Source organism: Nocardia sp. NPDC056952 (assembly GCF_042674185.1).
Lineage (GTDB): Bacteria > Actinomycetota > Actinomycetes > Mycobacteriales > Mycobacteriaceae > Nocardia.
This window is the reverse complement of record NZ_JBHURA010000016.1, coordinates 43,717-65,761: the sequence shown is the minus strand read 5'-3', so window position 1 is coordinate 65,761 and position 22,045 is coordinate 43,717. Positions and strand designations below refer to the sequence as shown.

15 protein-coding genes and 1 tRNA gene are annotated in these 22,045 nt (G+C 67.7%); 6 read left to right on the top strand and 10 right to left on the bottom strand.

What is annotated here, in order from left to right; genetic code table 11:
- Window positions 1–86: 86 nt before the first annotated feature.
- Entirely contained in the window at window positions 87–3,995 is a 3,909-nt protein-coding gene (locus tag ACFTS5_RS32740) for a Pls/PosA family non-ribosomal peptide synthetase (RefSeq protein WP_378638821.1), read from the top strand.
- Window positions 3,995–5,350, top strand: coding sequence for a M1 family metallopeptidase (locus ACFTS5_RS32735; protein WP_378638818.1), 1,356 nt, complete (start codon window positions 3,995–3,997; stop codon window positions 5,348–5,350). Before ACFTS5_RS32740 ends, ACFTS5_RS32735 begins: the two co-directional genes overlap by 1 nt.
- Here the strand turns inward: ACFTS5_RS32735 and ACFTS5_RS32730 are convergent.
- Window positions 5,335–5,520, bottom strand: a complete 186-nt coding sequence (locus ACFTS5_RS32730) for a hypothetical protein (RefSeq protein ID WP_378638815.1) — start codon at window positions 5,518–5,520, stop codon at window positions 5,335–5,337. The genes ACFTS5_RS32735 and ACFTS5_RS32730 overlap by 16 nt on opposite strands.
- 38 nt (window positions 5,521–5,558) lie before the next feature.
- Complete coding sequence (locus tag ACFTS5_RS32725; protein ID WP_378638813.1) at window positions 5,559–6,023, bottom strand: DUF2752 domain-containing protein; 465 nt, start codon at window positions 6,021–6,023, stop codon at window positions 5,559–5,561.
- A gap of 215 nt (window positions 6,024–6,238) precedes the next feature.
- Here ACFTS5_RS32725 and ACFTS5_RS32720 point away from each other — a divergent pair, with 215 nt between their 5' ends.
- Complete coding sequence (locus tag ACFTS5_RS32720) at window positions 6,239–7,327, top strand: alpha/beta fold hydrolase (protein WP_378638810.1); 1,089 nt, start codon at window positions 6,239–6,241, stop codon at window positions 7,325–7,327.
- Between the two features lie 94 nt (window positions 7,328–7,421).
- On the opposite strand, the gene ACFTS5_RS32715 is transcribed toward ACFTS5_RS32720, so the two are convergent.
- Both ACFTS5_RS32715 and ACFTS5_RS32710 read right to left on the bottom strand, forming a co-directional pair.
- Window positions 7,422–8,795 carry an alpha/beta hydrolase family protein gene (locus ACFTS5_RS32715; protein ID WP_378638807.1) on the bottom strand — a complete coding sequence of 458 codons (1,374 nt, stop codon included), beginning with the start codon at window positions 8,793–8,795 and terminating at the stop codon, window positions 7,422–7,424.
- A gap of 8 nt (window positions 8,796–8,803) precedes the next feature.
- A complete protein-coding gene (locus ACFTS5_RS32710) occupies window positions 8,804–9,385 on the bottom strand; it encodes an ArsR/SmtB family transcription factor (RefSeq protein WP_378638804.1) in 582 nt (193 codons plus the stop codon).
- A 110-nt stretch (window positions 9,386–9,495) separates the two neighbouring features.
- Here ACFTS5_RS32710 and ACFTS5_RS32705 point away from each other — a divergent pair, with 110 nt between their 5' ends.
- Both ACFTS5_RS32705 and ACFTS5_RS32700 read left to right on the top strand, forming a co-directional pair.
- Window positions 9,496–10,377, top strand: a complete 882-nt coding sequence (locus ACFTS5_RS32705) for a hypothetical protein (protein WP_378638801.1) — start codon at window positions 9,496–9,498, stop codon at window positions 10,375–10,377.
- A gap of 51 nt (window positions 10,378–10,428) precedes the next feature.
- The gene (locus ACFTS5_RS32700) at window positions 10,429–10,602 is read left to right on the top strand and encodes a hypothetical protein (protein WP_378638798.1); all 174 of its coding nucleotides are present in this window, start codon (window positions 10,429–10,431) and stop codon (window positions 10,600–10,602) included.
- Window positions 10,603–10,621: 19 nt separating this feature from the next.
- Here ACFTS5_RS32700 and ACFTS5_RS32695 read toward each other — a convergent pair whose 3' ends face one another.
- Together ACFTS5_RS32695 and ACFTS5_RS32690 are read right to left on the bottom strand one after the other, a co-directional pair.
- Window positions 10,622–12,670 (bottom strand): hypothetical protein, encoded by a 2,049-nt coding sequence (locus ACFTS5_RS32695; protein WP_378638796.1) that lies wholly within the window; start codon window positions 12,668–12,670, stop codon window positions 10,622–10,624.
- Between the two features lie 43 nt (window positions 12,671–12,713).
- The gene (locus tag ACFTS5_RS32690; RefSeq protein WP_378638793.1) at window positions 12,714–14,231 is read right to left on the bottom strand and encodes a hypothetical protein; all 1,518 of its coding nucleotides are present in this window, start codon (window positions 14,229–14,231) and stop codon (window positions 12,714–12,716) included.
- A gap of 99 nt (window positions 14,232–14,330) precedes the next feature.
- Here ACFTS5_RS32690 and ACFTS5_RS32685 point away from each other — a divergent pair, with 99 nt between their 5' ends.
- A complete protein-coding gene (locus ACFTS5_RS32685) occupies window positions 14,331–17,102 on the top strand; it encodes a Clp protease N-terminal domain-containing protein (protein WP_378638790.1) in 2,772 nt (923 codons plus the stop codon).
- An 83-nt stretch (window positions 17,103–17,185) separates the two neighbouring features.
- Here ACFTS5_RS32685 and ACFTS5_RS32680 read toward each other — a convergent pair.
- The 4 genes from ACFTS5_RS32680 to ACFTS5_RS32665 form a co-directional block, all read right to left on the bottom strand.
- Window positions 17,186–17,261 (bottom strand) — tRNA-Thr (locus tag ACFTS5_RS32680).
- 58 nt (window positions 17,262–17,319) lie between these two features.
- Entirely contained in the window at window positions 17,320–18,519 is a 1,200-nt protein-coding gene (locus ACFTS5_RS32675) for a DNA polymerase III subunit delta' (RefSeq protein WP_378638788.1), read from the bottom strand.
- Window positions 18,520–18,584: 65 nt separating this feature from the next.
- A complete protein-coding gene (topA, locus tag ACFTS5_RS32670) occupies window positions 18,585–21,521 on the bottom strand; it encodes a type I DNA topoisomerase (RefSeq protein WP_378638787.1) in 2,937 nt (978 codons plus the stop codon).
- A 237-nt stretch (window positions 21,522–21,758) separates the two neighbouring features.
- Entirely contained in the window at window positions 21,759–21,965 is a 207-nt protein-coding gene (locus ACFTS5_RS32665) for a cold-shock protein (RefSeq protein ID WP_019044597.1), read from the bottom strand.
- Between the last annotated feature and the right edge of the window lie 80 nt (window positions 21,966–22,045).

The window sequence follows — 22,045 nt, the reverse complement described above, 5'->3', positions numbered from 1 at the left end:
CCATCCTGTTTGCCCTCCGGTAACCCGCTCATGAAACAACAGACACCACCGATGGGGGTCAACCGATGAGAGGTGGACTGAGCACGATGCTCGAGCCACACACTGAGGTACCGGCGGTCCTGCGCGACCCGCTGTTGCGCGCGGATCTCGCCGCGCCGCCGCGCACCCTGGTCGACATCCTGACCAGCACCGCCGTGGCACACCCGGACGCACCGGCCATCGACGACGGCACCGTTGTGCTCAGCTACATGGAACTGATCGCCACGATCGAGGCCAGGATGGCCGAGCTCACCGAGGCGGGCGTGCGACCGGGCGACCGCGTCGGCGTGCGGATGCCCTCGGGCTCCGCCGCGCTGTACGTGACGATTCTGGCCGTGCTCTACTGCGGCGCCGCCTATGTACCCGTCGACGCCGACGACCCGGAGGAGCGAGCCAAGCTCGTCTTCGGCGAGGCGAGGGTGAGCGCGATCGCCACCGGCGACGGCATCGAGTCGGCCACCACGGCCACCGGCGACCACGACTGGAACACCCTGCCCACCCCCGCCGACGACGCGTGGATCATCTTCACCTCCGGCTCCACCGGGACCCCGAAAGGTGTTGCGGTAACCCATCGCAACGCCGCCGCCTTCGTCGACGCCGAGGCCCGGCTCTTCCTGCGCAAGGCCCCGATCGGCCCCGGCGACCGGGTCCTGGCCGGCCTGTCGGTGGCCTTCGACGCCTCCTGCGAGGAAATGTGGCTGGCCTGGCGCAACGGCGCCTGCCTGGTCCCCGCGCCGCGCGATCTGGTGCGCACCGGCGCCGACCTCGGCCCGTGGCTGATGCGCCGCGAGATCAGCATCGTCTCCACGGTGCCGACGCTGGCCGCGACCTGGCCTGCCCAAGCGCTGGAATCGGTGCGACTGCTGATCTTCGGCGGCGAAGCGGTACCTCCGGAGCTGGCCGAACGGCTGACGGGCGCCGACCGCGAAGTGTGGAACACCTACGGGCCCACCGAGGCGACCGTGGTCGCCTGTGCCGCGCTGCTCACCGGCGAGATGCCCGTCCGGATCGGCCTGCCGCTCGACGGCTGGGACCTCACCGTCGTCGACCTGCAGGGCAACCCGGTGGGCGACGGCGAAACCGGTGAGCTCGTGATCGGTGGCGTCGGACTGGCCCGCTACCTCGATCCGGCCAAGGACGCCGAGAAGTACGCGCCGCTGCCCTCCCTCGGCTGGGAACGCGCCTACCGCAGTGGGGATTTGGTACGCAACGACCGCGAGGGCCTGATCTTCCTCGGCCGCGCCGACGACCAGATCAAGATCGGTGGCCGCCGCATCGAACTCGGCGAGCTCGACAACGCGCTCCAGCATCTGCCGGGTGTCAGCGGCGCGGCTGCCGCGATCCGAACTACCAAGGCCGGCAACAAGATTCTCGTCGGCTATCTCACCGGCGCCGGTCCTGATTTCGATGTGAAGAAGGCCAGGGAGATTCTGGCCGAACAACTTCCGGCTCCGCTGGTGCCGCGACTGGCGGTCGTCGCCGACCTGCCGACCCGCACCTCCGGCAAGGTCGACCGCGACGCACTGCCATGGCCGCTGCCTTCGGCCGACGAACCCGAGACGGGACTGTCCGGCACCGCGGCGTGGGTGGCGAACCTGTGGGACGCGATCCTCGGCGCCCAGCCCACCGATCTCGACGCGGAATTCTTCGATCTCGGCGGCGGCTCACTGTCGGCGGCGCAGCTCGTCGGCGCGTTGCGTGAGCGGTACCCGCATGTCACCGTCGCCGATCTCTACGACCACCCGCGGCTCGGTTCGCTGGTCGAACTGCTCGACGGCAGCGCGCCGGTCGCGGCCGTCGACGTGCGCGTCGTGAGGCCGACGCCGGTGCGCGCCCAGATCACCCAGGTGCTGGCCACGATTCCGCTGACCACCCTCACCGGGTTGCAGTGGGTCACGTGGCTGACCGTGGTCTCGGGCATCGCGGGCTGGTCGGGTTCGCTGCCGTGGCTGCCACGGCTGTCCTGGTGGTGGATTCTGCTGGCGTTCGTGCTGTTCATTTCGCCGATCGGCCGGATGACGATCTGCGTGGCGGGCGCCCGAATTCTGCTCGCCGGACTTCGGCCCGGGTCCTACCCCCGCGGCTCGGCCGTGCACTTACGTTTGTGGGCCGCCGTACGCCTGTCCGAGGCCAGCGGCGCCGAAAGCCTGTCCGGCGCACCGCTGATGGTTCCGTTCGCTCGCGCGCTCGGCGCCAAGATCGGCAAGGGCGTCGACCTGCACAGCCTGCCGCCGGTCACCGGCATGCTCGAACTCGGCGACGGCGCCAGCGTGGAACCCGAGGTCGACCTGTCCGGCTACTGGGTCGACGGCGACATCGTGCACATCGGCGGTATCACCATCGGTGACGGCGCGGTGATCGGCGCCCGCTCGATCCTGCTGCCCGGCACCAAGATCGGCAAGAAAGCCGAGATCGCGCCCGGCTCCGCCGTCTCGGGCAAGGTCAAGGGCGAACAGGAATGGGCGGGTTCGCCCGCCACCAAGACCGGGAAGGCACCACGCCGCTGGCCCGACCACTCCCCGGAACGTGCCAGGCACTGGCTGATCGTGTTCGGCCTGTCGTCGATGGTGCTGGCCGCGATGCCCGTGTTCGGCCTCGCGGTGGGCGGCACCTTCATCGCCTGGTGGGTCCGCGAGGAGACCACCATCGGCGCCGCCGCCCTGCGCGGCTTCGCCGTCCTGCCGCTGGCCACCCTGCTCAGCCTCGGCGTGTACGCCGTGGCGACCGTGCTCGCGGTGCGTCTGCTCAGCATCGGTCTGCGCGAGGGCTACCACCCCGTGCGCAGCCGGACCGGCTGGCAGGTGTGGGCCACCGAACGCCTGCTCGATTCCGCCCGCACGTTCCTGTTCCCGCTCTACGCCAGCCTGCTCACCCCGATCTGGCTGCGCCTGCTCGGCGCGAAGATCGGCAAGAACGTCGAGGCGTCGACCGTGCTGATGCTGCCCAAGTTCACCGTGATCTCCGACGGCGCTTTCCTGGCCGACGACACCATGATCGGTAGCTACGAACTCGGCGGCGGCTGGTTGCGCATCGGCGAATCCAAGGTCGGCAAGCGCGCCTTTCTCGGCAATTCGGGGATGACCGCGCCCGGTCGGCGCGTGCCGAAGAACGGTCTGGTCGCGGTGCTCTCGGCCGCGCCGAACAAGGCCAAGGCAGGCTCGTCCTGGCTGGGCAGCCCGCCGGTGCGGCTTCGTCGCGCGACCGAATCCAGCGACACCTCGCGCACGTTCGATCCGCCACTGCGGCTCAAGCTGGCCCGTGCCTTCGTGGAGACCTGCCGGTTGATCCCGGTGATGGTGACCTTCGCCATCGGCCTCAGCGTGCTGCTCGTGCTCGCGCTGATCGCTCAGCACACCGATTACCTTGTCGCAGCGCTTGTCTCAGGTCTGGTACTGATGGCCGCGGGCGCGGTCGCCGGTGCCATCGCGGTGGCCGCCAAGTGGTTGATCGTCGGGCGGATTCGCGCGGTGGAGTACCCGCTGTGGAGCTCGTTCGTGTGGCGCAACGAGGTCTCCGACGCCTTCGTCGAGACCGTCGCGGCGCCGTGGTTCGCGCGGGCCGCCACGGGTACTCCCGTCATGAATCTGTGGCTTCGCGGACTCGGTGCCAAGATCGGCCGCGGGGTATGGTGCGAGTCCTACTGGCTACCGGAGGCGGACCTGGTGACACTCGGTGACGGCGCGACCGTGGAGCGCGGCTGCGTGGTGCAAACACACCTGTTCCACGACCGCATCATGTCCATGGACACGGTGACACTCGACGCGGGCGCCACCCTCGGCCCGCACTGCGTCGCCCTGCCCGCCGCCCACATCGGGGCGGGCGCCACCATCGGCCCGGCGTCGCTCGTCATGCGCGGCGACGTGGTTCCGCCGTCGACTCGCTGGTGGGGCAATCCCATCACGCACTGGACCGATCCCGCCTCGACGCGGGAGTCGAGGCAGCGCGGAGCCGCCTGATGCGGAGCAAGTTCTACGAGGACCCCATCGACGCGTACCTGCCGCAGAACGGCAATCGCGGCTACCGTGTGTCGCGCTACGAGCTGGAACTGAGCTACCGACCCGCCAGCAACCGGCTCGCCGGGCGTGCGGTGATCATCGCGGTCACCACCACGGTGCGGCCGTGGTTCACCCTCGACCTGTCGCAGGCATTGATGGTGTCGAAGGTTCTCGTCAACGGATCGAAGGCGGTGAAATTCGTCCATCAGCAGGGCAAGCTCGCGCTCACGCCGCAGCAGAAGATCCCCGCCGGTGGCGTTCTCGAGATCACCGTCCACTACTCGGGCACCCCCAAGCCGGTGCGCGGCCCGTGGGGCGAGGTCGGCTGGGAAGAACTCACCGAGGGCGCGCTGGTCGCGAGCCAGCCCAACGGCGCCGCGTCCTGGTTCCCGTGCGACGACCACCCGAGTTCCAAAGCTTCCTACCGGATTTCGATCACCACCGACAGCCCGTTCTACGCGCTGGCCAACGGCACCCTGGTCGGCAAGCAGGCCAAGGCCAGCCAGACCACCTGGGTATACGAGATGGCCGAGCCGATGGCGAGCTATCTGGCGACGATCCAGATCGGCACCTACCGCAAGTACCGGGTCGGCGCCGTCGGTGAACCGGTACCGATGCACGCGGTCATCCCGCCGCGGTTGCGGGCGAGCTTCGAACACGACTTCGCGCGTCAGCCCGAGATGATGGCCTTGTTCACCGAGCGGTTCGGGCCGTACCCGTTCGACGACTACTCCGTGGTCGTCACCGACGACGAGCTCGACATCCCGATCGAGGCGCAGGGCATCTCGATCTTCGGCGCCAACCATTGCGATGGCAAGCGCGGCGCGGAACGTCTTGTCGCACACGAACTCGCGCATCAATGGTTCGGCAACAGCCTCACACTGAAGCGGTGGCAGGACATCTGGCTGCACGAAGGTTTCGCCTGTTACGCGGAATGGATCTGGTCCGAAGCGTCCGGTGGGCCGACCGCCGATCAGCTGGCGCGGGCGGCGCGCGCGAACCTGGCGCGTCAGCCGCAGGACATCATCGTCGGCGATCCCGGACCCAAGGACATGTTCGACGACCGGGTTTACAAGCGCGGGGCGCTCACCCTGCACGCGCTGCGGCTGGAACTGCGCGATCACCTGTTCTTCGAACTGATCAGAGAGTGGACCGCGCGGTACCGGCACTCCTCTGTCACTACGGAGGAATTCGTCGACCTGGCCGGTCACTACAGTGTGGCGCCGTTGCGCGGCCTGTTCGCGATCTGGCTCGGGACCAAGCCGCTGCCGCAATTACCGCCGCTGGGCGGGCAGGCGCATCAGAACACCAGATAACGCTGGGCCAATTCCTCGATGAGCGGATCGTCGGCCTGCACCATCTCGAGCGCCTCGAGATCGTCGGCCACCGAGATGGCCCTGGCGTCGTCCTGCTCGGGGTCGGGTCCGTCCTGGGCGAGCTGACGCTGCAACTTCTGCCGGACTCTGTCTTTCAGTGAATCGCCCATACCTCCAGGGTGCCCGGTAATCAGCCCGCGAACCAGCGTCAGACGGGCGTGAGCCATGTTCCCCATGGCGTGTTGCGGAGCACGGAATAGAGGGCGAGCAGGCCGAAGAAGGACCACACGGTCACCGCGCTGAGCCCGGGCACGCGCCACCGTTGTCCGCGACGAGCGCGCAGGATCCAGTCGATGACGAAGACCGCGAAGGCTACGGTCAGCGGCAGGGCCAGCAGATTGCTGTGCAGCGAGTCGACGATGTTGCCGTCGGTGAGGTTGTGCATCGCGCGCATGCCGCCGCACCCGGGGCAGTACACCCCGAACAGCGCGTACACCGGGCACAGGCCGTAGGAACCCTCGACGTGCGGGTCACGGAAATGCAGCAGGGCCAGCGTGCCGACGCCGAGACCGGCGGCGATCAGCGGTGGCGTCATCCGCTGCCAGGTCGAGCGCGCGGTACCCCGGTTCGGGTCCGCGCCGGAAAACTCGGCCGTGACGTGCGTTTTGTCCACTCCAATACGGTAGCGGCGGCCGTACGCCGCCGCCAGCGCGACCGATGCCCGATCGTGCCCTTCCGGTGTAATTTTTCGCTGATTTCAGGCGATTTCACAATGTCAGCACGCCCGGTGACCCAGTTCACAACAAGTGGGACACTGTGACCCGCTAACACTAGCTAGCACCCTGGCTTGCACTGTACGGTGGCCTACGACACAAAGGAGTGCCGACAATGCTTGCGAAGTCGATGATGACGCTCGCGGCAGCGCGATCCATGGTCTCTCACCTCGAGACCGGCGCACTGACCGCACAGTTCCGTGCCGGGCTGCGTACCCGCAGTTTCGCCACCGCGAAATTCAACGCCCCCACCGTCGAGCACCGGGTCGTCCCGGTGACCACCACGGACGGCGCGCAGCTCCGGGTCCACGTCTACGGTCCCGATACCGCCCCCACCCTGGTCCTCATCCATGGCTGGGCCTGCAGTATCGAATACTGGAACCCGCAGATCACCGCCTTCGCCGGCGAGTACCGCGTGGTCAGCTACGACCAGCGCGGCCACGGCGCCTCCACCCTCGGCACCGCCGCCCCCAGCGAACACACCCTGGCCGACGACCTGTCCGCCGTCCTCGACGCGACGCTGCGTGAAGACGAGAAAGCGGTCCTGGCCGGGCACAGCATGGGCGGGCTCACCATTCAGGCCTGGGCCAAGCATCACCCCGAACAGGTCTCCCGACGCGCGTCCGCCGTGCTGCTCGCCAACACCGCCAACGCCGCGATCCGCTGGGAAACCGACATGCTGCCGCTGCTGAACAAGCAGCTCACCGTCGCGCAGTACCCGGTCACCCTGCTGGGCGCACCGGTGCGGATGCCGCAGCCGGTCAGCGAGTCGCTGCTGTTCGCGCCGCTGCCGATCCCCGGCGGCTGGCTCACCCAGCAGATTCTGCGCACGCGCATTCTCACCCCCGAGGCCACCGCCGACGAGGTCGACTTCGCGATGGGCATCATCCGCTCCTGCCGCCCGATCGCGCGCGGGCGCCACGCTGCCGCGATGGCCGACATGGATCTGTCGGCAGGCACCGCCAACCTGACCGTCCCGACCACGGTGATCGCCAGCGCCAGGGACCGGCTGCTGCCGCAGCGCCTGTCGCGCCCGATCGTCGACATCCTGCGCCGCACCGGCAACCTGGCCGATTTCCACGTGCTGCCGCACGGCCACCTCAGCAATGTCGAAGACACCGACGCCTTCGATGCCGTTCTGCACCAGATCCTGCGCAGCTCCATGAACTCTCGGGCCACCCGCCGCAATGTCGCTGCCCGCTGACCCGAGCCAGTTCTCCTGAGACCGATCAACGGCGATCGGCTCAGGAGTAACCGCGAAGAAGGCCCCCGACCTCGTCGGGGGCCTTTCTCGTAGGTCAAGGGAGCAGCAGACCCCAGTACAGTGCCCAGAGCACGAAACCTGTTCCACCGCAGACCAACAGGACCCATCGGGTCCGCGCTCCGGCGCTCGCACCGGCGAGGGTGTGACGGGCGCGGGCGAGCACGAAACCGAGCGCGACCACCGCCACGAAGGCGATCACCTGCAATGCCAGCCAGGGCAGGGTCCGGCCGAACAGCAAGGGGCCGAACGAGGTTGCGCGGGTGGTGAGGATGTAGCCGAGCTGGACGATCGTGCCGAGCATGCCGATCACCGTCGTGCACAACAGCACTCGCGCAGGCAGCCGATCGGGCAGTCGCCAGGACCTGACCATTCCGGTGAACGCGTAGCCGCCCAGTGCCAGGATCATGCCGAACAGCAAGGTCAGTTGCACCGTGGTCGATTCCCACCAGGATGCGGGAGCCAGCGCCCACACCGGATGCCCCTGTGCCGCAGGCTGATCCGCCGTCGGTGGGGTCGCGGATCCAGGAAGCCCGTTGACCCAATCACCCAGGAGCTCGCCGTATCCCGGCGCCAAGCCGGGAAGTTTGTCGAAGCCATCGGTAGTCGGTTGTCCGGCGTGCTGAGCGTTCGCGAGTGTGCGCAGCGTGTAGTTCGTCTTTCCGGCATGCTCGAAGGCGGTCTGGAATCCGCGCAGACTGTCACCGGGTGGGGTCAGACGGTCCAGATCACCCCAGATCGCGAGGACCGGCTGGGTGATCCGCTCCAGCACCGGGATCGGGTCGTAATCGGCTTGCGCGACCTGACCGGCGGCGACCAGCTGACGAATACCGTTGCGGGCCAGCACATCGACCATCGAACCGCGCACGCCCGCCGCGCCGAACCGAGTCTCGTTCGCCCAGTTCTGCTGCGCGGCGGGTGCGGCCGAATTCGCGCCGATCGTGATCAAGAACGCCGCGTCGGCGGATCGCGACGCGGCGAGGGGCGCGACCCATCCGCCTTCCGACAGACCCCACAGTCCTACTCGCGCCGGGTCGACCTCGGGCCGATTCCGCAGTGCGGCAACGCCTGCCAGCGCGTCGTCGGCCAGGAGGGAGTAGTCACGGTGCGACGGCGTGTAATCCTCGGTGCGCTTGTCGTAGCGCAATGCGACGATGCCCGCGCGGGCGAACGCCTCGGCGACATGGTCGTAGTGCTCGCCGCTGCCGTCGCCCGATCCGTGGACGAGCACAACGCCCGGCCTGCCGGACGCCCCCGTCGGGGCATGCACGGTGCCAGCGGTGGTCGTGCCGTCCGAGCGGGTGACGGTGATGTCGACGGTGGTGGTGTTCTGCGCGTGCGCCGCCGGGAATCCGGCGACGACGGTGATCATGAAGGTGAGCAGGATGATTCGCCGGAAGATCGAGAGCACGCCAAGTCCTAGTCTGCGGTGTTCGTGCGAGGTGCGGGAAAGGCGAGGAAGCGCGTCAGCACACGACGGGCGCCCGGGCGATCCTGCGGGTGAGACTGCTGAAAACGCTTGAGCAGGGTCATGTAGTCCTCGAAGAATTCTTCGAGTTCGGCCGGCGTCGCGTAGATCGCGCCACGCGAGAAGGGCATCATGTCGGCCCACTCACCCAGCTCGGCACGCTCGGCCTGGAAGCGCTGGAACATCTCGATGTCTTCGGCGATGTGCTGCGCGACAAGACCTTCCATCAGCTCGCGGAGCTCCGGTGACTGCTCGCGGTCCATCCGGTAGCGCAGGTCCTTCGGCGGCGAACGCCACCACCGCTCCTTGCCCTTGGCCAGTTCGGGCGCCTCTTCGATGAAGCCGTGTTCGGCGAGCTGGCGCAGGTGGTAACTGGTCGCGCCGGTGTTCTCGCCCAGCCGAGCGCCCAACGCTGTCGCGGTGGCCGGTCCGTTCTCGGCGAGCGCGCGCAGGATGCGCTGACGCAGGGGATGCGCGAGCGCTCGCAGCGCCGCGGGGTCGGTGATCTCTCTGGGCGGTACCTCGTCGGCCATAGTTACAAAGTACTCTTTGCACAAATATGTGTGCAAAGAACTTTATGCAACATGGGGTCGCGGCCCGTGGCACTATCGACAGCACGCTCATCTCTGGAAACGGAGGGTCCGTGTACGTCTACACCAATCTGTCCGCGGCACTGCGCGACAAGACCTCACCGCTGCGCGAATACCTGCACGAACGGTTTCCCCACACCAGGGGCGTGCAGGCCCAGTACCGGCGAGAAGCCGGACCGCTACTTGTCGACACCGGCGGCGCGAACCCGGCCACGCTCGGCGCCGCGTTCGACTTCGAGATCAGGTTCCTGCTGGTACCCGAACACGCGCCGGTCCTGCCACTACTCGGATTCTTCGGCCATCCGCGAGAGTCGGCCGTCATCGAGTCGGTGATCGAGACAGCTCAGGCCGCGGTCGCCCCGACCGCCACCGACGTCGACCGACTCAGCCGAGCCTGCTGGGCCCTTGCCCTGTGCACCGACGTCTACCGGCGGGGCCTGCTCCGCGAGTCAGCCCTGGACAACCTGCTCAGAACCGGCCGCTTCACCCCCGAGCACCTCCTCGCCCTCGCACCCCCCGACGCCATCCGCCAACTCTGGGAACTCCGCGGCCTCGCCGAAGAACACCTCCTCCCCCACCTGCACCCCCCGACCTTCCCCGGCCCCACCTTCGACGCCTCGGTCCTGTGCAACGCCGACGCCGACCTCATCAGCGCAGGCCTGCTCCTCGACCTCAAAACCCACCTCGGCCCGAAGAACCAGCGCACCGGCATCCGCGCCGACTCCCTGACCTCCAACGACCTCTACCAGGTCATCGCCTACGCCCTCTTCGACCACACCAACACCTACGCCCTCACCCACCTCGGCCTCTACTCGGCCCGCTACGCCCACCTGTCCACCTGGCCCCTCCCCGACCTCCTCACCACCCTCGCAGGCACCCCCATCGACATCACCCACGAGCGCGCAACAGTCTGGAACCTCCTCGGCGGCCACTAGATACAGCAAAAGACTTTCCCCGGTATCCCGGAAATCCTGCTCGGTGAGGTCATGGCTCACGGCGCTCGCAGGCGCGAGCAGCCGACACGCATACTGGCCGATTTCTCCGTGCTGCCGCACGGCCACCTCCGCAATGTCGAAGACACTGCCGCCTTCGATGTCATCCTGGCGTTCCGCCACCAACACTCGGGCCACCCGCCGCAACGTCGCCGGCTGCTGACCTGAGCAAGTTCTCCTGGGCCGGTCAACGACGCCCGGCTCGGGAGAAACGCGAGGCAACGCCCGCTGTCCTGTCGCTACAACGCCGGAACTTCGCTTGTGCGATCTTTCGGAATGCCGGCCACGCGGAGATGCGCGTCGATTCGGTCCGCGGTTCATCCGGACCCGCGAGCAGGTGGGTGACATCGACCTCGGCACCCTCGAAGGCCGCCGCCGGCGCCGTCAGCATGAGGTTCGGCCGCGCGATGATCTTCTCGGCCACATTCTCGAACAGCGCGCGATATGCGATGTCGTCGCGACCGTCGACGAACTGCCATATCGGTGTGCCGTGTTCGTCGAACATCAGCCCGATCAGGTAGGGACCGTCGGGCGACAATGGGGGCAACGCGTGCGTGGCGAGCCGCAGCGAGCCCGCGAGCACCATCAGACGGCGTCCCAGTTCGTCGGTCTCGACCGGAGGGAACACGAACAGGCATTTCGCGAGCGCTCCCTCGCGGCAAGCGGCGCGGAACTCCCAGGCCAGTCCGGGCGAACGGCCCACGATGAACACGACGAGCGCGGAGTGCCGCGAATGCGATCGGACCGCCTGCTTCCACGTATCGTCATCGCCGGGAAAGTACGCGCGCGCGGCACCCAACGTCGGCAGGTCCTCGCCCGGCTGGCCGATCGCGACGACCGGTCCGATCCGCCACAGGCTCCACGCGAGCAGCTCCTCGAAGCGCTCGAACGCTTGTCCGGCAACCACTTCGACCGGACTGTGCCGGGCTGACCGATGCATCCGCATCCGCAGCCCGTCGTCCTGGAACGACCGCAGTAGCAGCACCTGACGTCGCTTGTCGGCCGCGAGTGCCTCGTCGGCATGCAGCGCGGCCATCCGGCGCGCATGAACGAACGGCCGCGTAGCCTTTCGCAGCACTACCACGCCGACTACAGCGAGGACCAGCGCGCCAAGGAACTGTTCGCTGGTCGACCCGCTGAGCACCCACACCGCGACCCCGCTCATGATGAAGAAGAAGCCGCCGAACACGAAGAAGATCGAGCCACCGATTCCGATCGCGGCCGGGAGCAGCGGTTCACGGCCGAACGCCGGCTGTACCCGGTTCCGCGCGCGGATCGCGATGTCGATCACCGCGACCGCGGCGACGAGAACCGGGGCTACGGCGGCATCGACGAGGAAGTGAAACCTGGTCGAGGCTTCGATGAACATCGACAGAGCCACCAGCGCCGTCGCGCACGCGACGACGATGGCCACACGTACTCGGCTGGATCGGCGAATGCGCCGGACCTGCGCGGTGAGGTCATGGACCACGACGCTCGCAGGCGCGGGCAGCCGACGCGCGCCGCCGCCGACCAGGTACTCGACGCTGCCGCGGTCACGCAGGTTCGCCCCGACCCCGCCCACCAAAGCGGCAACCGGCACCAGCACGACCGGGATCGTGAGAAGCAGCAGACGTAGATCCGACACGTCCACACCGCCCGGCTCCGCGATATCCGCCAGCTCGGGCAACACCTCGAGCTGTGTCACCAGCAGGTGCCGGACGAGGGGCTCGGCGGCGCTCCTGTCGAGGTGCCCGTCCGTCGGTTCGCGCGCATAGGCGATGACTTGGATCCGCCCCTTCGCAGCCGAGGCCCACATCGCTGCCCATTCGGTCTCCGGTGCCCCCGATTGCCGCACGAACACCCGGGCGCCCTCCGGATATCCCTCGCCCACTTCCACATTGCCCCGGCTGCGCATGGCGGCTGCCCAATAGTTGGTCGTGAACTCGATGAGGCGGACCTCCACCTCGACGCCGTCCGGCGAGACGAATCTCCGTATCCATCCGGCGACGAGATTCGCACCGGCGCGTTCTTCGGGGATCATCCGAGCACCGAGAGCGGTGTGCACATCATAGGCTTCGTCGTCGGTCACCTCGAGGCGTATCCCGTTGCCGGACAACCGCTCCGGTGTCACCGCCAGCAGGCGCAGATCCGCCGGGCCGTCCTGCGCCGACACCTGCCCGAACCACACCGGCGCGAACAGCGCCAGCAGCACGAACCCCACAGACAGCCGAGATATCCACCGTCGAAAAGACATTTCCTCGATCCTGTCGAATTCGTGCGGCTCACCGCAGATTGATTCAGTCCAGCCTGCGTTGCACGAGCTCACCCGCCGCACTCCTGAGCGCGGGCAGATCAACACCCAACGCCACCAGCGCGGCCGTCGCCTCGTGATCGGCGGCGAGGAGCTCTACGAGCAGGTGCTCTGCCGCCACTTCGTCGGCGTCGAGCCGTTCGATGGCCCGGGTGACGGCGCGGCGCGAGTCCGCACTCAGGTTCTCCAGCGCCAGCGGGTCAACAGTTCGGGATGCGACCGGTGTCAGCACCGAGTCCCGCACGTCCAGCCCGACGAACTCCGCGATCGAACCGTGCTCCGGGGGCAGCATGGTCCCCCGGACGATCTTCTGGCTCATCAGGATCGTCGCCCCGAACGACACCCAGTCCCGCCGATCGGAGACGTAGAAGCACGGTTGCCCTTCGTCGTCGACGCCGATCGCGGTCACCGTCCGCAGTAGCACGCCGAGCCAGGACCCGGTCTCCTTCTCCTGCTCCACCTCGTCGAAGTCGATCCCGAGTTGGCTCAGCACGCGGTGCAGACGATTCCAGGCCTGCGACTCGTCGACCGGAGGCAGGAGGACGGTCGCCTTCTGCGCGAGCCCCCACTTGCGCAGATGCGTGAGCTCCCATTTCAATCCGTCGGTAACACCGGCGACCAGCATGATGCTGTCGACCCGTTTCGCGGTTTCCTCGACCGCCGACTGCCATTCATCGTCGGCGACGTAGGTGCGCACGGCCCCGAGCTCGGGCAGCGACTCACCGGGTTTGCCGATCGCGACCAGCGGCGACTCGCTCGCCACGAGGGTCGCCATGAGCTCCTCGAACCTGACGGTCAGGCCATCGAACACGCCGAGGATTCCCACCGTCGGGTTCGGCCCGCGGAACCTCATCGCGTCATCGTTGAACGAGCGGAGGAACAGGGTGTCGTCGTAGGTGATATTGCGACCGAACCGCGAGGGTGCGGCCGAGGCCAGCGTGCGTTTGGCGAAACCGGTCGCAAGCCCCGCCGCCATGAGCAGCGCGAGACCCGACAGCAGCTGTAAAGCCCACCGCCACAGGCTGGTACCGGCGTCGGCGAGCCGCGCGGCCCACCAGATCGTCGCAACGCCCGCGAACAGCAGCCCCCAACCGAACGCCGCGTAGACGCCACCCCGAACGGCGGCACCGGCTTTGCCAGATCGTGTGCCACGCACGACCTGCTCGACCACGAGATGGGGACTCAGCTGCGGCAACAGCATCGCCCACAGCACCAGCGAACTCAGCCACCACGATGTCGCCTCGCTCAGCAGGAACACTGCCACCACGACCAGCAGCACGGGCACGACCGCCGACTGGACTACCGCCAGTCGGCGGAGCTTGCCCATGGACAGTTGGTCGACCGGCCAGATCCGAACGCCCGCGGCCTCGGCATGGGCGAACGCGACATAGTGCTGTATACCCCACTTGTGCGTCCAGCGTCGCAGCCTGAAATCCGGCGAGCGCAGATACGACACCGCGTGGACCAGTACCGCGAGCAGGGCGAGCGTCACGACAACCAGCAATGTGTCACCTTCACATCGATCCCCGAGCCGGCCTTCTCAGGATCGAATTGTAGATCGCCGCCTCTTGCGCCGACCCCGATACACTGATACTCGTCGAGCATGAAGATCTCGGAATCGTTTGCGCTGCTAGGGATCTCAACTGCCGGGGACACCGACAGCAAGTACGACCGGCACCTTCCCCGGCTGCGCCGAGACGGTTCCATCGCCTTCGGCGACGTCGACGGGAGCCGCATCGAATCGGTGCGGGTCCGCGAAGTCGCGCAATGGGTGAGCACTTTCGAGGACAACGACGACCTCACCCACGCCCTGCTCTCCGCGGGCAAGCGGGATCTGCGCGCGATCTGCGCTAAGTCGACGATGTACGTCACCGACGCCCGAGTCGTATTCGTCCAGGACAAGGTGAAGAAACCCGATGAACGCGTCGTCGGCCACATCCGGTACCCGTGGATCGACGCGATCCTGTGGCGGCCGCGGCTCGGCCGTTCCAAGCGACCGATGCTCCAGATCTGGATGCACGAGGACTTCCCGGTCACGCATCTCGGCTCCTGGCACCACTACATCGAACTCGAATTCGACGACTCTGTAGACCCGGCCGCGATCGCCCTCGACCTCGCGCGGCGCGTGAGCGCGCACAACCTCGCACACGGTGCTCCCGCCTGGATCCACGACCAGCTACGCGAACAATCTCAGATCACGCAGCTGCCCGAACCGGACGACACCGGCGAGGGCCTGTGGGCGTGTCCGGCGAGCGTCGGATGCCTCCAGGGTGCCGATTACATCGGCGACTCGCCGCATCCGGCGGAATGGATCGGCCGTGGCGCGCAACCACCCGAGGCCGAGCCGGTGGCCGAGCCGCAGCCGCGCGCGCCCTCCACGATCATTCTCAAACGCATGCTCGCCCGCGGGAAGTCGATCGCGCGGGAGCGGGGTCACGACGTGATCGGAACCGATGATCTGCTCCTCGCGTTGCTGATCGATGCCGAGACACCCGTCGGTCAGCTCATGGAACGACACGGCGCCGACTACGAGTCGGTGAAACGCCAACTCGACGCGGGCCCAACACGATACGAGCCGCACGCCGGTCAACCCCGCTGGCCGGACCGCGCACGGATCAGGGTGGGCAAACGGAAGCTGGGCGTCGCCAACGCGATCGGGCTGATCAACACGCTGCGCGACATCGGCCGCAAGGAAGACGCCGATGATCACGAGGGCGCCCTGGAAGACGGGCAACGACTCGTCGCACTGGCCGAAAAGGCCCGTATCTCGACCCTGCGCGCCTTCGCGCAGGGCCAGCTCGGCGATTCGTACTTGGCACTCGGGCGGCTCGACGAGGCGCACCACGCCTTCGCGGCCGCGGCGGCACTACGCTCCGCACCAACGGTCACCGTGGGGGCGTTCATGCCGAAACTGGATCCCGTCGAAGTCGTCGACGATGCGCTCTACGGCCTGTGGGCGGTGACCGACAAGCGGAACAACAAGGACACGACGGCCGAGATCGCCGCGCTGGAACACCTCCGCGAGTTCCGCACGAGGTTCGGGTCCGACGACGAGACCACGGCGTGGACAGCCGCTCAGCTCGCGCGCGTCCACGGTCGAAACAAGGACCTCGCCGCCGCGGCCAAGTGGGGTGAAACCGCACGCGAAGAGTACGGGCGCGCGGGCAATATCGAGTCCGCTGCCGACGCGGCCGGGGTCGTCGCGCGAGCCCGCAACGATGCGGGGGAACCCGAGCACGCGCTCTCCGCCGCGGAGCAAGCGGTCGAGGGCGCGGTTCGCGTTGGCAACAAGGAGCTCGAAGTGTTCGCGCGCTTCCAGCGAGCGCGGGCGAACAGAGCGCTGGGGAACAACGCGGTCGCCTGGGACGAGTTGCTCGTCCTCCTACCGGACGAGCGCCTGCGCAACGCATCGATGGCGATCGCGATCGTCATTCAGATGGCGGAGATCGACGTCGTTACGACCGCTGCTCATGCGATCGAGCTCGCGGACACGGACACGGTGTTCTATGGTCCGCGATCCGCCGAGATCACCCTGGCCGCCGCGCGCTCGCTCCTCACCGACGATATCGACGAAGCCCGGCGGCTCCTGATTCACTCGGTCCGGCTCGCCGCCGGTGTGCTGAGTCATCCCGACACGGTCGATGGGAACGTCGACCGTGGCTTCACCACGCTCGGCGCTGCGCTCACCGCGTCCGATGACCCGCAGTTCACCCAGCAGACACTGCGGATGCTCGTCGACTCGCTCCGGTCTCTCGACCCGGCGCGCCTGTTCGGGCTCTACTGCCTCGAGTTCCTGAAGGCACTCGACGAAGCGGAACGGTTCGACGTACTGGCCGCGCTGGCCAGACCGATCGTCGACCGGCTCGCTGCCATCGTCGCCGGCGAACCGCATCCGACCGTCCGCGACATGGTGGCTCTCGTGCGTCGGCAATGGAAGCTGAGCCGCGGACTGAAGTTCTCCGGTCAGCGGGAAGCGGCACTGCGCGTGCACGAAGACCTGCTCGGCTGGGTACGAAAGGCAGCCGACATTTCATCGTCCGAGCGGTCACGCCTCGGGCTTCACCTCGCCGGCTACGGTCTCGACCTCATGGAGGCGGGCCGGTACGCCGAAGCAGACAAACACTACGTCGAAGCCATCGACCTACTGCGGTCGCTGACGTCCGAGGGCGAGGATTGCGCGTGGATCCTCGCCGAGGCGATACGATCCCACGCCCGCCTCGCCGCCCTGACCGAAGACCGTGTCACGCAGCGATCGAGGCTGCGGGAAGCACTGGCCGTGCTCGACAACGCCGGGACCGAAGACTGGGTCGATCAGGCGCGAGCGAAGATCCAGGCCGATCTCGCCGACGAGAACCAGCGTGACGCACCACAGTGAATTCGACCGACAGGTCTCTCGCCGTGGGTAACACACCGAAACGAGAGAAACCCTCCCCGGCGAACCGGAAAGGGCCTCTGATCTGGAGCCGCCTGGGGGAATCGAACCCCCGACCTTTTCATTACGAGTGAAGCGCTCTACCGACTGAGCTAAGGCGGCGTGCCATTTCGGCGACGCGAGTCTATCGCGGGAAGGGGTAGAACGCGAAAACGGGTGGTCAGGTGGTGCGGGCGGTGATGAGGGTGGCGGTCATGGCGGCGATGGCGAAACGAGGTTTCACGTTGAGGTCGAGGGCTTCGCGGCAGGCCAGGACGGCGTCGATGCTGCGGAGCAGGCCTTCGGGGCGGACGTTGGTGGCGAGGTCGGTGATCTCGTCGGCCATGTCGGGGTGGGTGAGGGTGATGGGGGTGCCGCGGCCGGCGAATCGCATGGCCAGGGCGTCGCGGTACATGCCGGCGATGTCGATGAGGGCGCGATCGAGTGCGTCGCGGCCGGTGCGGGTGGCACGGGACTTCTGGCGGCGTTCGAGGTCTTTGAGGACGCCCGCCGAACCGCGGGTGGCGGAGGCGGAACCCTTGCCGGTGCCGCCCGCGCCGAGAGCGGTGGCGAGTTCGTCGCGTTCGCGGTCGTCGCGATCGGCGCTCATCAGTTTGGCTTCGTCGCCGGCTGACTTCACCAGTTCGTCGGCGGCGGCGTAGGCGGCGCCGGGGCGCTCGGTCGCGGTGACCAGAGCGAGGGCGCGCTTGCGTCGTTGGCGGGAGTCCTCGTCGGTGGCGAGGCGGCGGGCTCGACCGACGTGGCCGCCGCTGACCGAAGCCGCCCAGTCGGCGGTCTTCGCGTCGAGTTGGTCGCGCTCGCGCAGAACCTGGGCGATCGCGGGAACGGTCGGCGTCACGAGGTGGACGTGCCTGCAACGCGAGCGCAGGGTGACGGAGATGTCCTCGGGGTCGACGGTGGGAGCGCACAGCAGGAAGACAGTGCGGTCCGGCGGTTCCTCGACCACCTTGAGCAGGGCGTTGGCGGCTCCCTCGGTGAGGCGGTCGGCATCTTCGACAACCACGACCTGCCAACGACCGGTGCTCGGGCGACGTGCCGCGATCTGCACGATCGCCCGCATCTCCTTGGTGCTGATGCTCAGCCCCTCGGGGATGATGCGCCGCACGTCGCCATGGGTACCGGCCATCGTGGTGGTGCAGGCATGGCACCGCCCGCACCCGACGGTATCGGGATCGGTGCACTGCAGCGCCGCCGCGAAACACAGCGCCGCGACGGACCTCCCCGAACCGGGCGGCCCGGTGAACAACCACGAATGCGTCATCGCCCCGGTGACCACACCGGCCCGCGCCGCCTTCGCGGCAGCGGCCAGCTCGGTCTCGACCACGTCCTGGCCGACCAGTCGATCGAAGACACCTGCCACGCGCTACACCCTAGCCGCGGGGTCCGACAGGATTCACCGAGGCCGGGCGGGACGCGGGCGAGCGATCAAGCCTCGTCTGTCCCCGCGGATTTCGCGGCAGCCTTCTTGGCCGGAGCCTTCTTCGCTGCCGTCTTCTTCGCGGTGGTCTTCTTCGCCGCGGTCTTGGTCGCCGTCTTCGTCGCCGTCGACTTCGCCGCCGCCTTCTTCGCGGGCGCCTTCTTGGCCGCCTTCTTCGCGGTGGTCTTCTTCGCCGCCTTCTTCACCGGCCCACGCGCCCGGCGATCGGCCAGCAGTTCGGACGCGCGTTCGTCGGTGATCGACTCGACCTCGTCGCCCTTGCGCAGGCTCGCGTTGGTCTCGCCGTCGGTGACGTACGGGCCGAAGCGACCGTCCTTGATCACCATCGGCTTGTCGGTGGCCGAGTCCTTGCCCAGCTCACGCAGCGGCGCCGCGGCCGCGGCCTGACGCCCGCGACGCTTGGGCTCGGCGTAGAGCTTCAGCGCCTCCTCGAGGGTGACCGAGAACAACTGATCCTCGGTCGCCAGCGAACGGGAATCCGTGCCCTTCTTCAGGTACGGGCCGTAGCGGCCGTTCTGCGCGGTGATCTCCTCGCCCGAGGTGGGATCGTTGCCGACCACGCGGGGCAGCGAGAGCAACATCAGCGCGTCGTCGAGGGTGATCTCGGCCAGGTCCATCGACTTGAACAGCGAACCGGTGCGCGGCTTGACCTCCGCGGCCTTCTTGGTCTTCTTCGCGGGCGCCGCGTCCGGTTCGGGTGCGGGCGGTTCCGGCAGCACCTCGGTGACGTACGGGCCGAAACGTCCTTCCTTGGCGACGATTTCGTTCCCCGACACCGGGTCGACGCCGAGCGAGCGACCCTCCTGCGGCGTCGAGAACAGCTTCTCGGCGACCTCGGGCGTCAGCTCGTCGGGCGGCAGATCATCGGGCAGGTTCGCCCGCTGCGAGATCCGATCCCCTTCGGGGTCATCGGGATTGATGATCATCCGCTCCAGGTACGGACCGAAGCGGCCGACGCGGACCACGACATCACGGCCCTCTTCGTCGACGAACATCTTGATCGAGTTCACTTCGCGCGCGTCGATGTCGTCGAGCTGCACGGAAACCATCTTCTTGAGGCCACCGGACCGCGCGACCGAACCCTCGGCACCGGATTCGCCACCGAAGTAGAAGCTGGACAACCAGTTTCCGCGTTGCTCGCGTCCACCGGCGATGGCGTCGAGGTCGTCCTCCATCGCGGCGGTGAAGTCGAAGTCGACGAGTCGACCGAAGTAGGCCTCGAGCAGGCCGACCACCGCGAACGCCACCCACGCCGGGGCCAACGCGCTACCGCGCTTGTAGACGTACCCGCGATCGAGGATCGTCTTGATGATCGAGGAGTAGGTAGACGGGCGGCCGATGCCGAGGTCTTCCAACGTCTTGATCAGCGAGGCTTCGGTGTAGCGCGCGGGCGGGTTGGTGCTGTGTCCGTCGGGAGTGAGCTCGACGGCCGTGACGCTCTGGCCCTCTTCCAGTGCGGGCAAACGGGATTCGGCGTCGTCGGACTGACCGCCCGCCTCCTCGTCCACGCTCTCGACATAGGCCTTGAGGAACCCGGCGAAGGTGATGGTGCGACCCGAGGACGAGAACACACACTCCTCGCCGGTCCGCGCCGTGCCGGTGATGCGCAGGGTCAGCGTGGTGCCGCGCGCGTCGACCATCTGCGAGGCGACCGTGCGCTGCCAGATCATCTCGTAGAGCTTGAACTCGTCGTTGTCGACCTTCGAGGCCAGCTGACCGGGCGTCATGAAGGTGTCACCCGAGGGACGGATCGCCTCGTGTGCCTCCTGCGCGTTCTTGACCTTGCGGGTGTACTGGCGTGGCGACGGCGAGACGTACTCCGCGCCGTAGAGCTGGGTCGCCTGCGAGCGCGCCGCCGCGATCGCCGACTCCGACAGCGTCGTGGAGTCGGTACGCATATAGGTGATGTAGCCGTTTTCGTACAACCGCTGCGCGACCCGCATCGTGCGCTCGGAGGTGAACCGCAGCTTGCGGCCCGCTTCCTGCTGCAACGTGGAAGTCATGAACGGCGGGTACGGCTTGCGCGTGTACGGCTTGGCCTCGGCCGAGCTGACCTCGAGCGCGGCGCCGTCGAGCGCCTCGGCCAGCCTGCGGGCATAGGCCTCGTCGAGCACGACGACACCGGTGGCCGACTTGAGCTGACCGTCGGAACCGAAATCGCGACCGGAGGCGACACGGTCGCCGGAGACCTGCACCAGGCGAGCGCCGAACGTGCGCGGGTTGGTCGAATCGGACTTCTCGTCAGGACCCGCGTCGAGCTTGGCGGCGATGTCCCAGTACCCGGCGGAGCGGAACGCGATGCGCTCACGCTCACGCTGCACGATCACCCGGGTGGCGACGGACTGCACACGACCGGCGGACAGCCGCGGCATGACCTTCTTCCACAGCACCGGGGAGACCTCGTAGCCGTAGAGGCGGTCCAGAATGCGACGGGTTTCCTGCGCGTCGACCAAATCGTTGTCGAGCTCGCGCGTGTCGGCGGCGGCCGCGAGGATGGCGGGCTCGGTGATCTCGTGGAAGACCATCCGGCGAACCGGGACCTTCGGCTTGAGCGTTTCGAGCAGGTGCCAGGCGATGGCCTCGCCCTCGCGGTCGGGGTCGGTGGCGAGGTAGAGCTCGTCGGCGTCGGCCAGCAAGCTCTTGAGCTCGGCGACCTTGGCCTTCTTATCCGGGTTCACCACATAGATCGGCTCGAAGTCGTGATCGACGTCGACACCGAGGCGTGCCCACGGCTGCCCCTTGTATTTGGCGGGCACGTCGGCGGCACCGCGCGGCAAGTCGCGGATATGGCCCACCGAGGCCTCGACCGTGTAGTTGCGACCCAGGTAGGGCGCGATCTTGCGGGCCTTGGTCGGCGACTCGACGATCACGAGACGACGCAGGGGTCGGCCCTGGTCGGCTGAACTGCGGTCTCGTGTTGCCACCGGCGAACACCTTCCTTCTAGATCCGCGCGTCGGGAGGTCCGCTCGGTGCGCGGCTGGGGCAGACGGCGACGTTCGGACATCACCACCAGTGACGTTTATACCCTGCGCACTTGGGGTAGAGGCATTTGCGGCGTTTCACGACGCGGGCGCTGTCCTGGGCGATGGTACCCGGAAATGACTCGTCCCCCTCCTCCGCATGCGGAGGAGGGGGACGAGGCGTTGTTGTGTTTCGCAGCTCAGGAGAGCGCGCGAACGCCGGTGGCCTGCGGGCCCTTGGTGCCCTGGCCTACCTCGAACTCGACCTTCTGGTTTTCCTCGAGGGTACGGAAGCCCGTGCCCTGGATCTCCGAGTAGTGGACGAAGACGTCAGCGGAGCCGTCCTCGGGCGCGATGAAGCCGAACCCCTTCTCCGCGTTGAACCACTTCACAGTTCCCTGTGCCATTCTGTTTCCTTCTCTTTCTACCGGAAACGGCGGACAACTGGGTTCGTCCACCGGGCCCGTTCCGACCGCTGTACTGTTGG